The sequence below is a fragment of the Pseudomonadota bacterium genome (genome assembly GCA_039033415.1).
GTDB lineage: Bacteria > Pseudomonadota > Gammaproteobacteria > Xanthomonadales > SZUA-38 > JANQOZ01.
This window is the reverse complement of sequence record JBCCCR010000009.1, coordinates 36,220-49,220: the sequence shown is the minus strand read 5'-3', so window position 1 is coordinate 49,220 and position 13,001 is coordinate 36,220. Positions and strand designations below refer to the sequence as shown.

Sequence of the window (13,001 nt, the reverse complement as noted above, 5' to 3'; positions counted from 1 at the left end):
TGCGCATATGGGTGAGGTCAGCCGGCAACTGACAACAACAAGAGGTATCCCCGATGTCCTACTTCGTTACCGGTGCCAGCGGTTTTATCGGCCGCCACCTCCTGCAGAACCTGCTCGACAATCGCAAGGGCAAGATCTATGTCCTCACCCGCAGCCAGTCGAAAAAAAGGCTGCAGGAGATGCTCAAGTCGATGCCGGGATCAGACAGGGTCATACCGGTAACAGGTGATCTCACTCGCAAAAGTCTTGGGGTGTCCAAAAAGTATCGGGAGGAGCTCGCCGGCAAGATTCGGCACGTCTTCCACCTCGCGGCCGTTTATGACCTGGGCGCCAGCGCCGAGGCCCAGATTCCGGCCAACATGGAAGGGACGCGCAACGCGCTGTCGCTGGCTGAAGAGCTCAAGGCCGGTTGTTTTCATCACGTGAGCTCTATCGCCGCAGCGGGGCTTTACGCCGGGGTTTTCCGGGAGGACATGCTTGACGAGGCTGAAAACCTCGACCATCCCTATTTCCGGACGAAACACGATTCGGAAAAGCTCGTCCGGGATCAAGCGGCGGTTAAGTACCGGATCTATCGGCCGGCGATTGTCATCGGGCATTCCAAGACGGGGGAAATGGACAAGATTGACGGGCCCTACTACTTCTTCAAGCTGATTCAAAAAATGCGCAGCGTTTTGCCGTCGTGGGTGCCGGCGATTGGCATTGAAGGCGGACGCGTGAACATGGTGCCGGTGGACTTCGTAGCGGATGCGCTCGATCACATCGCGCATCAGAAGGATCTGGACGGCGAGTGTTTCCATTTGACTGACCCTGATCCGATGCGGATTGGCGAGGTGCTGAATCTTTTTGCCCGCGCCGGCCACGCGCCGCAGATGAACATGCGCATCGATGCCCGGATGTTCGGCTTTATTCCGAAGAGCATCCGCCAGGGGCTGGCCATGTTGCCACCAGTCAAGCGGATTTCAGAAATGATTCTGAAAGATCTTGGTATCCCTGAGTCGGTGCTTCAGCTGATCAACTATCCCACCCGCTTTGATTCCCGGAACACCGAGAAGGCCCTCAAAGGAACCGACATCGGCGTGCCCAAGCTGGACGACTACGGCTGGCGAATCTGGGATTACTGGGAACGCCATCTGGATCCGGATCTGCACGTCGATCGATCGCTGGCTACGGCCGTCAAGGGCAAGGTGGTGGTAGTGACCGGGGGCTCCTCGGGCATTGGTCGGGCCTGCGCCATTCAGCTGGCCAGCCGGGGCGCCAAGGTGGTGGTGGTCGCTCGCAAGGAACAGGAGCTGAAGGAAACTGTCGCGGAAATGAAGGCGGCAGGCGGTGACGCGTATTACTACGTTTCCAACCTGACCGATCTGAATCATTGCGACAAGCTGATTGACGACGTGGTGGCCGACCATGGCTCCGTCGACATTCTGATCAACAATGCCGGGCGGTCGATCCGCCGCTCTATCGCGCTTTCCTACGACCGATTCCACGATTTTGAGCGCACGATGCAGCTCAACTATTTTGGTTCGCTGCGTTTGATCATGCGATGCCTGCCGCATATGACCGAGCGAGGCACAGGCCAGATCATCAACATCTCATCGATTGGTGTTCTTTCGAATGCACCGCGGTTCTCGGCCTACGTCGCCTCCAAGGCGGCGCTGGATGCCTTCTCGCGCTGTGCGGCGTCCGAGTTCGCGGACATGGGCATCAGCTTCACGACAATCAACATGCCGCTGGTGAGAACGCCGATGATTGCACCGACCAAGATTTACAACAGCGTGCCAACAATCAGCCCCGAGGAGGCGGCCGACATGATCGCGGATGCCATTATCCGGCGACCCCAGCGCATCGCGACCCGGCTTGGTGTCACCGCCCAGGTGCTGCACGCGATCATGCCGAAATCGGCCGAGGTGGTCATGAACACCGCGTTCCGTCTGTTCCCGGACTCATCAGCCGCAAAGGGCATCAAGAACGCCGAAGCGCGCCAACCGACCAGCGAACAGATTGCTTTTGCTTCGCTCATGCGAGGCATTCACTGGTAAAAGGAGAGCCCGTGCGGGTCAGGATTAACCTCCCAGCGCCATGCGCCGGGACAGGTTGGGCGGAAGGTTAGGAGAAAAAACGGATGCCGGGGCGAACCCCGGCATCCACATGGCCTGTTACGCGCAGCAGGGGAGGGGCCCAGCCGCGGCAGCGTCGGTGTAACAGCGCCAATCGGGGTCAGCTGCCGTCGTTAAGCGCGACGGGAGCTGGCTTTCTTGCTGCTGGCCTTCTTGCGAGTCGCCTTCTTCCGCACGGTTTTCTTGGCGGTGGCAGCTTTTTTGGTTGAAGCCTTAGCGGTCTTCTTCTTGCTTGCGAGCTTTTTGCGCGGGGCAGCTTTGGTGCCCGTCAGCTTGTCGACGGAGGTCTGCAGCTCGGCGATTCGCGCGCTAAGTGCTTTGACATCGTCGCTGGTGGGCACGCCCAGACCGGCGAGGGCCTTGGCGACGCGCTCTTCAAACACTTTCTCGAGCTTGTCCCAGGAAGCGGTGGCCTTGGCTTGCACCTGCTCTACCGTACCTTCAACGGCTTCGCGAACCTCGGTAACACGGCTCTCGGTCGCCTTCCGGGTTTTCTTCTCCATGGACAGTCCGTCACGCACCAGATTCTCAAAGAACCGGGCGCCTTCTTCACCCGCCTTGGACAGCGCGCCGAGGCCCGCGAGCCAGATCTGGCTGGCGGATTCCTTCACGTTGTCTCGTGCAGACTCAACTTGTGCGCTGCGTTTCGCAGAACGCTTGCTTGTTTTCTTCTTGGCCACTATCTACTCCATGTCGCTTACTGCGACGGTTTCTATTTGATGACGCACACGATACGAGTGATTTCTAGAATAAACACACTAGTGCAGCACCCGTTGAGCCGGTTTGTGGCGCGGAAATCGTTGCGCGAAGCCTGGGGTTCGCTGTGAACACCAACGACAGTATCCGTTTCCAGCTGGAGGTCAGCCATCAGTGGCAGCTGGAGACGGAGCAGGCCGGGCTGCGCCCTCAGGTGGAGGCGTTGGAGCGGTGGCAGAAAGACCGCTTACGACAAACCTATGGCGATTTCTGGGACCGCGAGAGTCATCGTGAGGCCATGCAGTTTTTTGTCGAAGAACTCTATGCGCCACCCAATCTTCACCTGCGCAACCAGCAGATGACCAAGATGCTGCCACTCCTGTTCAAGATTATGCCGCCCTCGGTCCTGGTGACGGTGGAGGAAGCGCTTTCAGCCCAGTCGCTAGCCCAGTCGCTGGATTTTAAGACCGCCCACACCCTGCGAACTGACGGAATCGACGTCGAGACTATGTCGGTGGAGCAGTACGCTGCGGCTTATCGCTCCAGCGCACCGGCCGAGGAGCGCGAGGAGCAGATTCGCCAGATTGTTCGCGTGGGTGAAGCATTGGAGCATCTCGTCAACCTGCCCATGATCTACGCGACGCTCAAAATGGCTCGATGGCCCGCCAAGGTAGCCGGGCTGTCCGATCTCCAGACGTTTTTGGAGCATGGCTTTCATGCGTTCGATGAGATGGGCGGCGCCGACGATTTCCTGCGAAGTATTGAACAGCGGGAGATGGCCATTGCCCAGCAACTCCGTGATCTTTCTACGGACGAGCTGGATTTTGCCTGGCGTCAGTTCTGGTAAGCCAGCGAGCAACGCGTCAGCGCGCCACACGGCTCAACTGGGTGGGCCGTCTAGGCCAGGTATTGATCGATGTAGTCGTGGATGCGTGATTCCAGGGCGGCTTTGAAGGGTGTGACCAGGAGTCCGAGCTTCGCGTCGACTTCGATCGCCTCCTCACTGACCTGAATCTGGCCACGTACAGCGCTGTGTGAAAACGCCAGCACGTCCCCCTGCCAGTTCGAGGTCACACCGAAACGCTCGCCCATTTCGCCGGCAATTTCGTCTGCCGCCTCCCGCGCTTTGTCCAGCCCGCTTTCGTGGCTGCGCCGAATCTTAATTCTACTCATGCCGCTATCCTAACAGGCGTCGACAAACGCGTGCCCAAGCGGTGTCCGGAGACTGTCTGCGGTATGATAAACGTATCGACGACTGCCGACGGCAAGAACCATGAAATTGATCAAATGGCTGTTTATCGGGGTAGGGCTTTTACTGGTGCTGGTGGTCGCAGCCGGCCTGATCCTGCCGATGGTGATCGACCCGAATGACTATCGCGAAAGGATCGCCAGCGAGGCCTCAAAGGCTCTGGATCGGGAGGTTCGTCTCAACGGTCCGCTGGCCCTGTCGGTTTTTCCCTGGGCGGCGATCGAACTGAACGAAGTCTCGATTGCTAACGACACGGGATTCAGCGCGCCACATCTGTTGTCGGTCGGTGAGGCTACGGTTCGCGTTCGTTTGCTGCCACTGCTTCGAGGACAGCTCCGGGTGGGTGAGGTCCTGCTGAGGGCCCCGCAGGTCAATCTGGAAATCGACCAGCAGGGTCGGAGCAACTGGGAAAGCCTTGTTTCTGGCTCCACCGAGACGACCACAACGACCAGTAGCGACGCACCGCAGGATATCGATTTGCAGGTCGCCGGTATCCAGCTCCTCGATGCCAGCCTGTCGTACAGCGACGCGCAGGCGGACCTCAAAGCGGCCGTGACGGACTTCAATCTCACCAGCAGCGCCATCGACCCGAGCGAGCCGTTGTCGCTTGATCTTTCCATGAACCTCGTCGTTGAAGGGCAGGTCACGGCGGCGCTTGAATCCAGCCTAGAAGGCAGCGGCCTGCTGGATGCCTCACCGATGTCGCTGGCGGTCTCCAAGCTTTCGCTGACCGGATCGACCGAAGGCGGTGCAGAACAGCCGGCGCTGCCGTTTAGCTTGAGTCTGAGTGAGCCCCTGAGCTATACGGAAGCTGATGACGCCTTGACGGCGCAGGGCCTGGTTTTGGAGTCCGGCGCGGCGCGGGTGGAATTTAACCTGACCGGGACCGAGGTAAGCGGCGACGGACAAAAGCTGGTGGGCCAGCTCACGGTGGCGGAATTCAACCTTCGCAGCTGGCTCGCCCAGGCGATGGGGGCGGCATTTCAGGCGGCGGATGAGTCGGCCCTGACGGCGTTTTCGAGTGACTTTCAGTTTGAGGTTAGTCCGAACCGAGCCGCTCTCACCGCCATGACCATCCGCCTGGACGAAACAACCATCACCGGCAGCGCAGACATTTCGGACATCGAGCGGCTGGTGGGCGCCTTTCAAGTTGATGTCGACGCGATCGATGTTGACCGCTACCTGCCGGAGGGCGAAACCTCGCAGGCGCCGACTGAGGCCAGCGCCCCGGTCAACCTTGCTGACCTCGATCTCGGGCAGCTGACGGGCGAGATTGGCATTGGATCGCTGGCAGTGGCGGGAGTCTCGGCCACCGACGTGAAGCTGAAGCTCACCTCCGGTCCTGAGGGGGTTGTGCTGGAGCCCATGAACGCCGGACTATACGGGGGCTTGCTGGATACGCAGATTGAATTGAGAACCGACGGTCAGGGCCGACTGTCCCTCGATCAGTCAGTCAGCGGGGTGCAGGCTGGGCCTCTGCTCAAGGACTTTCTTGGCACCCAGTACATGACCGGTACGGGTGACCTCAAGGCCAACCTCATCATGGACGACCCGCTCGGCGCCAACCCGCTGGCGGGAGCCAACGGTACCCTCAGCTTTAACTTCAGCGATGGGGCCATCTTTGGCATGGACATCTTTGGTGCGCTCAATCGGGCGACATCGTTGCTCAATCAATCTTCCGGTGACGGCAGCGCCCAGACCGAAGAGGGGCAGACGACGTTCTCCAGCATGGCACTGGAGGCCCGCGTGACCGACGGGGTATTGCGTACTTCACGTCTGGAACTGGCTTCGCCCGTGCTCACGGTCAACGGCGACCTCACCATCAATCTCGCAGACATGACCGTTGACGGAGAACTCGAGCCGGTCCTGCTCGACGCCACGGGGCTCAGCGGGCTGGACCGGATTGCCGGCCGCAAAATCCCTCTGAGCCTCTCGGGTGACCTCGCGGCACCTGGAATTTCGATTGATGTCGCCAAGCTGGTGCTCGCCTCCCAGCAGGAGAAAATCGATCGCAAAAAGGATGAATTGCTGGGGCGACTGCTCGGCGATGACGAGGAGGGGGATGACCCTGAAAGTGAGGACGAGTCCTCCGATCGTGACCGCGCCAAAAAACGGCTTCTGAAATCGCTGCTTGGCGACGACGACGATGATGATGACGGGAACTGAATCGCGCCTCCAACCGGCATTGCGGAGGCGTTTTTGCCGGCGGCTTAGCGGCGCCGCGGGCCCGGGGCGGAATAGGAAAAACCGCACCCCGATGGTACAGTGGCCGCCCAAGGATGGTAGGGAACGCATGCGGCATGCATCTGGTATTTCCTAACGGGGAGCACGAAAAAATTCAGCTCAGTACCGGCACCTTTTCGATCGGTGCTGCTGAGACCTGCGATATCACGCTGGCTGCCGACGGCATGCTGGACAATCACGCGTTGATCGCCGTTGACCATCGGGGTATTACGTTGATGGCTGACAGCGACGCCCTCGCGCTCACCGTCAACGAAAGGCCAGTCGCGGCAAAGTCTATCCTGCGCCTCGGCGACCACGTCAAGCTGGGCGAAATCGATATGGTTTTGCTGGGCGACGCCAGGCGTCTTGAAGACACCAGCGCCGCAACCGGAAAGCTGGTGAGCGTCAACCGAGATCATCCGCCCCGTTTTCTTATCCGAGGGTTAAATGGAGCCCTCAGCGGGCAGGCCATTGCGCTCTACGATCATGTGGCCCTGGGACCCGCTGATGCCGACGTCCCGCTGGACGGCGCGACAGCCTATATCCAGGTTGAAGAAACCGGCATCTACCTTCGCAACGCAGAGGGCATCGAGGTCAACGGGCATCCTGTGAGCGACGGTCATCTCGCGGCGGGCGACCAGCTTGTGGCCGGCGCGCAGCGTTTCTTGCTCGAAGCGCCGGGTTTTGTGCCCGGCAAAGCGTATTCAGGTGTGGCGGAGGCGGCCACCGGCTCGGGCAATACCCAGGTGTTCACCGCCCCGGTCATCGACGCGCCGACGGACGAGCCAACCGCCCCTGAAACGCAGCCCGAGCCCCCGCGCGAAGCGGATCATCGGCGCCGCGACGCCATCATTGTGGCAGTATGTCTGGTGCTGTCAGCGGCCATGATCGGTTGGCTGCTCGTGAACTATCTGTCCTGAGATGGCCGATCAGGAGGCTCTGCTGGCACTGCGCAAGCGCATCGATGCCATCGATGAATCTCTTCAGCAGCTCATCACGGAGCGGGCCGAGATTGCCCAGGAAGTCGGCCGCGTTAAAGGCAGCGGCCTGACCAGCCTTGAGCTTTTTCGGCCGGAGCGCGAGGCCGCCGTCTTGCGGCAGGTTGCCGAGCGTAACCAGGGGCCGCTGTCCAACGACGAAATGTTGCGCCTCTTCCGAGAGATCATGTCGGCCTGTCTGGCGCAGCAGAATCCGCTGAAAATCGCTTTTCTAGGACCCGAGGGAACGTTCTCGCAGGCCGCCGCGATGAAGCAATTCGGTCATTCGGTCATGTCGCTGCCGCTGGGCACCATCGAAGAGGTATTTGCGGACGTAGAAAACGGGCACGCTGACTTTGGGGTGGTGCCGGTTGAAAATTCGTCCGAAGGGGCGGTGAATAACACGCTCGACATGTTTCTGATTTCTCCCCTGAAAGTTTGCGGCGAGGTAGAAATCCCGATCCATCACAATCTCCTGAGCACCGGCGAAAGTCTCGAGGTCATCGAGCGCGTCTATTCCCACCGCCAGTCGCTGGCGCAATGCCGGCGCTGGCTGCGCGAGAACCTGCCGCAGGCTGAACAGGTCGCCGTGGACTCGAACGCGGAGGCGGCGCGCCGTGTCCGCGGTCGTCCGGAAGCCGCTGCGGTAGCCGGTGAATCCGCTGCCAGCATCTATGGTCTAAATCTGCTTCACGCTCAGATTGAGGATCAGCAGGACAACACCACCCGCTTTCTGGTGGTAGGGAGAAATCTGCTGCCGCCGAGCGGCCAGGATAAGACGTCGCTCCTGGTGTCCGCTGAGGAGCGGCCGGGCCTCCTTTATCACCTGCTGGATCCGCTCGCCAAGGCCGGGGTCAATATGACCCGCATCGAGTCACGCCCATCGCGCCAGGAGAAGTGGGGGTATGTTTTTTTTCTGGACGTGCTGGGGCACGCCGACCGCGATCCGCTGGCCGGTGCTCTGCGTGAACTCAAAGATCTGAGTTCGCTGTATAAGGTCTTAGGCTCTTACCCGGTGGCGGTCGTTTGAGGGGGACGTTCGGGCACTGCCCGCAGGTTTACCGGACTCCTATTGATCATGTCAGCTGAGCCTGAGTATTACTGTCGGTCGCCGGAGGGTGGGCTACGCGGGTCGATGAGCGTTCCGGGCGACAAATCGATATCTCACCGCGCGCTGCTGCTCGGCAGCCTGGCCAGGGGGCAGACAAAAGTCACGGGGCTGCTGGAGGCGGAAGACGTTAAGGCCACGGGCGTTGCGATGCAGGCCCTGGGGTCGGAGCTGGTTTCGGAGGACGACCACCTGTGCGTGCTAGGCACCGACGAGTGCCCGCTGTCGGCGCCCGTTCAGCCCCTGGACATGGGCAACTCGGGCACCGGTATTCGTTTGCTGACCGGCCTGCTGGCGGGGCAGGGACTGGGGGCAACCCTCACCGGCGACGTTTCCCTGCGCAGTCGACCGATGGGTCGGATCATTCGCCCCCTTACGCTGATGGGTGTGGACATCCGAGCTGCCGACGGCGGCAGGGCTCCGCTGGAAATTCTGCCAAGCCGCCGCTTAAGGGCCCTGCGCTACGAAATGCCGGTCGCCAGCGCCCAGCTGAAATCTTGTTTGCTGCTCGCCGGCCTCGGTGCTGACGGTCCAATTGAGCTGCTGGAACCCGCGCCGAGTCGAGACCACACCGAGTCGATGCTGCGCGCCTATGGCGTCACGCTGGCGTCCGAGGAGGTGACGGGACAGCGCTGGCTGCGCATGGAGGGAGGCCAGGCGTTGACGGGCCCCCAATCGATCCACGTGCCGGGAGATTTCTCGTCAGCCGCCTTTTTTTTGGTGGCGGGCAGCATCAGGCCGGAGTCCGATCTCACGCTGACCAACGTCGGCATCAATCCGATGCGAACGGGGCTGCTGGATCTGCTCCGGGAGATGGGAGCCTCGATCGAAGTGCTGGATCCGCGGGAATCCGGCGGTGAGCCGGTAGCGGATCTACGGGTCCGCACAGCGACATTGCGGGGTGTTGACGTCGATCCCCGGCTGGTCCCGCTGATGATCGACGAGTTTCCCGTGGCATTTATCGCGGCGGCGGTCAGCGAGGGGGTCACTCGGGTACGTGGCGCAGAGGAGCTGCGGGTGAAGGAAAGCGATCGTCTGGCGGTGATGGCGGAGGGCCTTCGCACGCTCGGAGTTGCCGTGACCGAGCGAGAGGACGGCATCGACATCGTCGGCCGGGACACGCTCGGCGGCGGTACGGTCCATGGTCAGCATGACCACCGTTGCGCGATGAGTTTTGCCGTGGCGTCTCTGCGTGCCGAAGCCCCGGTGACCGTGCAGTCGGTCGCCAACGTTGCCACCTCGTTCCCTGATTTCCGCGCGAGCCTCAACGCGCTTGGCGGGCACATCGAGGAGCGGGAAGCTCCAACATCGTGAGCGAAACCCAGGGACCCAAGCCTGGCGTGGAGGCGGCTGGTGCCGTCAACCCGGTCCCGGTTGTCACCGTCGACGGACCGAGCGGCGCCGGCAAAGGCACGCTATCGGTGGCACTGGCCGGAAGGCTGGGGTGGCATTTTCTTGACAGCGGCGCGCTGTATCGACTGACGGCCTGGCAGGCCCTTGAGGCGGGGCTTGCCCTGGAGGATGTGCCGGCGGTGGCCGAAGCCGCGCGTGAGCTGGACGTTCGCTTCGAGCTGGACGGGCAGGGCGGGTATCAATCGATGATCGGCGTGGAGCCGGTCGACCAGCTGATTCGCGACGAGCGGGTTGCCGCGGCTGCCTCAAAGGTGGCGGCGCTGCAGCCGGTGCGGGATGCGCTGCTGCAGCGGCAGCGAGATTTTCGCGCGGCGCCGGGCCTGGTGGCGGACGGACGCGACATGGGGACGGTCGTTTTCCCCGATGCACCCTGCAAAATCTTTATTACCGCCAGCCCCGAGGAGCGGGCCAGACGCCGCTACGAGCAGTTGAAGGCGCAGGGGGCAGGTGTTACCCTTCGCGCGCTTTTAGACGACATCCAGGCCCGCGACCAGCGGGATCGCGAGCGAAGCAGCGCGCCGTTAAAGCCCGCCGCAGACGCTCACCTGCTGGATACCACCGAGCTCACGATTGAGGCGGTGGTTGAAGCAGCCTGGTTATTCATCCAAAGGCAGCTGGTGCTTTAGCGCCGGCAAGCTGGCGCAGGAAGCGCCTCGGTTCCTTCGGGAGCCAACACAGTGAAACCGGAAACGCTCCAGCAGTGGGTTGGCCCGGTAACACAGGGAAATGGGTGTTCACCCTAGCGGCATTGAGTCAGGGGTGAGCTTGGATTGGAAGCCTTCAACCAACTACAAAGAGGTTTCTAACAACGAGCAAAGCGGCCTCGTGGGCTGTTTTGCGGATGCCTGTTCCAACGTTCGGCTGCGAAGCAGCGCGCCGTTGATTGGGCGCCGAACGATTTGGACACACGAAAAATATTATGAGCGAATCGATACAAACCGAAACCGGCAGCGAGTCGTTTGCCGAACTCTTCGAGCAGAGTCTCGCGTACAGCAACCTGAAACCTGGCGCGATTGTCACCGGCACGGTGATGGACATCCGCAACGACGTGGTCGTGGTCAACGCCGGGCTGAAGTCAGAAGGCATTGTGCCGATCCAGCAGTTCCTGGATCAGGACGGTGAGATCGAAGTTAACGTCGGCGACGAGGTGGAAGTGGCCCTGGACGCCGTGGAAGACGGTTTTGGCGAGACCCGCCTGTCCCGGGAAAAGGCCAAGCGCGCGCGCGTTTGGGATGAGCTGGAGTCCGCGCAGGAAGGCGAAGAGACCGTCACCGGTAAGATCAGCGGCAAGGTCAAAGGCGGCTTCACGGTCGACATCCGCGACATCCGGGCGTTTCTGCCGGGATCACTGGTCGACGTACGGCCGGTGCGCGACCCGAGCTATCTCGAAGGCAAAGATCTCGAGTTCAAAATTATCAAGCTGGACCGGCGCCGCAACAACGTGGTGGTGTCCCGCCGCGCGGTCGTGGAGTCTGAGTACAGCGCCGAGCGCGAAGAGCTTCTGGGTAACCTGGAAGAAGGTGCCACGGCCAAGGGTGTCGTGAAAAACCTGACCGACTACGGTGCGTTCATCGATCTGGGCGGCATCGACGGCCTGCTCCACATCACGGACATGGCGTGGAAGCGTGTGCGCCATCCCTCTGAAGTCGTGGATGTGGGTGACGAGGTTGAGGTCCGGGTGCTGCGCTTCGATCGCGAGCGCAATCGCGTTTCGCTGGGTCTGAAGCAGATGGGTGACGATCCGTGGAAGGACATCGCTCGACGTTACCCGGTGGGCTCACGTCTGTTTGGCTCCGTCAGCAACATCACCGACTACGGTTGTTTTGTTGAGGTCGAAGACGGTGTTGAAGGCCTGGTGCACGTGTCCGAAATGGACTGGACCAACAAGAACGTCAACCCGGCCAAGGCGGTCACGATCGGTGACGAGGTTGAGGTCATGGTGCTGGACATCGACGAGGACCGGCGTCGGATCTCGCTGGGTATCAAGCAGTGTCAGTCTAACCCCTGGGACGCATTCGCAGCGCTCCACAACAAGGGCGACAAGGTGCAGGGCAACATCAAGTCCATCACCGACTTCGGAATCTTTGTTGGCCTGGAAGGCGGCATCGACGGCCTGGTTCACCTGTCCGATATTTCGTGGCTGGAGACCGGCGAAGAAATGGTGCGCAAGTTCCAGAAGGGTCAGGACGTTGAGGCGGTTGTGCTGGCCGTAGACCCGGAGCGGGAGCGTATCTCGCTCGGTATCAAGCAGCTCGAACAAGATCCGTTTGCCACGTTTATGGCCGCCAATCCGAAGGGATCGCTGGTCGTCGGCAAGATTCGTGAGGTGGAGCAGCGCGGCGCGTTTGTGGACCTCGAAGACGGTGTTGAGGCCTATCTTCGTGCCTCGGAGATTTCCAAGGACCGCGTCGATGATGCGACTAAGGTCCTGGAAGTTGGTCAGGAGATCGAGGCCAAGTTCATTGGTATCGACCGGAAGAGCCGGGTGCTCAGCCTGTCGATCCGAGCGAAAGAGGACGACGAGCTTGCCGAAGCACTGGAGGAGTATCAGAACGCCAGCACCGGCACCACGAGTCTTGGCGATCTGCTGAAAGAGCAGATGAGCAAGAACGACGAGAAGGATCCCGACGCCTGATCGGACGGTCCTTTGGACCGGGCAGTGCGCCCGGTCACGCTCTTAAGCGACGCCGCCGGGCTCCACGTGGGCCCGGCGCTGACCATAGCGGCGCGAGACGGTCCGATGAGGGCGAAAAAGCTCGTAAGTCACTATCACGTCTCAGATCGTGGTCAATCGTCGGCTCCTCGTGTTACTCTTGCGACAGGGGGTTATGGGCGGTCCGGCAGCGGTGCCAGCGGGCACCGTGCGGGTACTCAGATCGACCACAGCAGGCGCAGCACACTGTAATTTCATGACGAAATCCGAACTGATTGAAGCGTTGGCCTTGAGCCAGCGACATCTGGCTTATACCGACGTTGAGATGGCGGTAAAGACGCTTATCGAGCAGATGAGCGACTCACTCGCCAGCGGAAACCGAATCGAGGTCCGGGGCTTCGGCAGCTTCTCGCTGCACTTTCGCCCGCCGCGTATGGGCCGTAATCCTAAAACCGGCGACGCGGTTGCGCTGCCGGGAAAGCATGTTCCTCACTTCAAGCCCGGCAAAGAGCTCCGCGAACGGGTCAATCGCGCCAACCAATCCTGAAGACTCGCAGGTTTCAGG

At 61.1% G+C, this 13,001-nt stretch carries 11 protein-coding genes; 9 read left to right on the top strand and 2 right to left on the bottom strand.

Annotated features, from left to right (window positions below; all coding sequences use genetic code 11):
- Positions 1-53: 53 nt before the first annotated feature.
- Positions 54-2,039, top strand: a complete 1,986-nt coding sequence (locus AAF358_09140; protein MEM7705703.1) for an SDR family oxidoreductase — start codon at positions 54-56, stop codon at positions 2,037-2,039.
- 191 nt (positions 2,040-2,230) lie between these two features.
- On the opposite strand, the gene AAF358_09135 is transcribed toward AAF358_09140, so the two are convergent.
- Positions 2,231-2,797 (bottom strand): phasin family protein, encoded by a 567-nt coding sequence (locus AAF358_09135; GenBank protein MEM7705702.1) that lies wholly within the window; start codon positions 2,795-2,797, stop codon positions 2,231-2,233.
- 143 nt (positions 2,798-2,940) lie between these two features.
- Between AAF358_09135 and AAF358_09130 the strand changes: the two genes are divergently transcribed.
- Positions 2,941-3,660, top strand: coding sequence for a hypothetical protein (locus AAF358_09130; GenBank protein ID MEM7705701.1), 720 nt, complete (start codon positions 2,941-2,943; stop codon positions 3,658-3,660).
- 50 nt (positions 3,661-3,710) lie between these two features.
- On the opposite strand, the gene AAF358_09125 is transcribed toward AAF358_09130, so the two are convergent.
- Positions 3,711-3,986: a polyhydroxyalkanoic acid system family protein gene (locus AAF358_09125; protein ID MEM7705700.1), complete on the bottom strand. Its 276-nt coding sequence runs from the start codon at positions 3,984-3,986 to the stop codon at positions 3,711-3,713.
- 100 nt (positions 3,987-4,086) lie between these two features.
- On the opposite strand from AAF358_09125, the gene AAF358_09120 reads away from it, so the two are divergent.
- From AAF358_09120 to AAF358_09090, 7 genes are all read left to right on the top strand, one after another.
- A complete protein-coding gene (locus AAF358_09120) occupies positions 4,087-6,228 on the top strand; it encodes an AsmA family protein (GenBank protein ID MEM7705699.1) in 2,142 nt (713 codons plus the stop codon).
- Between the two features lie 134 nt (positions 6,229-6,362).
- Positions 6,363-7,205, top strand: coding sequence for an FHA domain-containing protein (locus AAF358_09115; protein ID MEM7705698.1), 843 nt, complete (start codon positions 6,363-6,365; stop codon positions 7,203-7,205).
- A gap of 1 nt (position 7,206) precedes the next feature.
- On the top strand, positions 7,207-8,292 hold the full coding sequence (pheA, locus tag AAF358_09110) for a prephenate dehydratase (protein MEM7705697.1): 1,086 nt from the start codon (positions 7,207-7,209) through the stop codon (positions 8,290-8,292).
- 48 nt (positions 8,293-8,340) lie between these two features.
- Positions 8,341-9,684, top strand: a complete 1,344-nt coding sequence (gene aroA / locus AAF358_09105; protein ID MEM7705696.1) for a 3-phosphoshikimate 1-carboxyvinyltransferase — start codon at positions 8,341-8,343, stop codon at positions 9,682-9,684.
- Positions 9,681-10,409, top strand: coding sequence for a (d)CMP kinase (cmk, locus tag AAF358_09100; protein MEM7705695.1), 729 nt, complete (start codon positions 9,681-9,683; stop codon positions 10,407-10,409). The genes aroA and cmk overlap by 4 nt, the downstream gene beginning before the upstream one ends.
- Before the next feature lie 293 nt (positions 10,410-10,702).
- Positions 10,703-12,418 (top strand): 30S ribosomal protein S1, encoded by a 1,716-nt coding sequence (gene rpsA, locus AAF358_09095; protein ID MEM7705694.1) that lies wholly within the window; start codon positions 10,703-10,705, stop codon positions 12,416-12,418.
- Positions 12,419-12,692: 274 nt separating this feature from the next.
- On the top strand, positions 12,693-12,983 hold the full coding sequence (locus tag AAF358_09090; protein MEM7705693.1) for an integration host factor subunit beta: 291 nt from the start codon (positions 12,693-12,695) through the stop codon (positions 12,981-12,983).
- Positions 12,984-13,001 lie beyond the last annotated feature (18 nt).

Coding starts and splice junctions, on each gene's coding strand:
- AAF358_09140 (MEM7705703.1), top strand. CDS start 54: ATGTCCTACTTCGTTACCGGTGCCAGCGGTTTTATCGGCCGCCACCTC.
- rpsA (MEM7705694.1), top strand. CDS start 10,703: ATGAGCGAATCGATACAAACCGAAACCGGCAGCGAGTCGTTTGCCGAA.
- AAF358_09125 (MEM7705700.1), bottom strand. CDS start 3,986: ATGAGTAGAATTAAGATTCGGCGCAGCCACGAAAGCGGGCTGGACAAA.
- pheA (MEM7705697.1), top strand. CDS start 7,207: ATGGCCGATCAGGAGGCTCTGCTGGCACTGCGCAAGCGCATCGATGCC.
- AAF358_09115 (MEM7705698.1), top strand. CDS start 6,363: ATGCATCTGGTATTTCCTAACGGGGAGCACGAAAAAATTCAGCTCAGT.
- AAF358_09090 (MEM7705693.1), top strand. CDS start 12,693: ATGACGAAATCCGAACTGATTGAAGCGTTGGCCTTGAGCCAGCGACAT.
- aroA (MEM7705696.1), top strand. CDS start 8,341: ATGTCAGCTGAGCCTGAGTATTACTGTCGGTCGCCGGAGGGTGGGCTA.
- AAF358_09120 (MEM7705699.1), top strand. CDS start 4,087: ATGAAATTGATCAAATGGCTGTTTATCGGGGTAGGGCTTTTACTGGTG.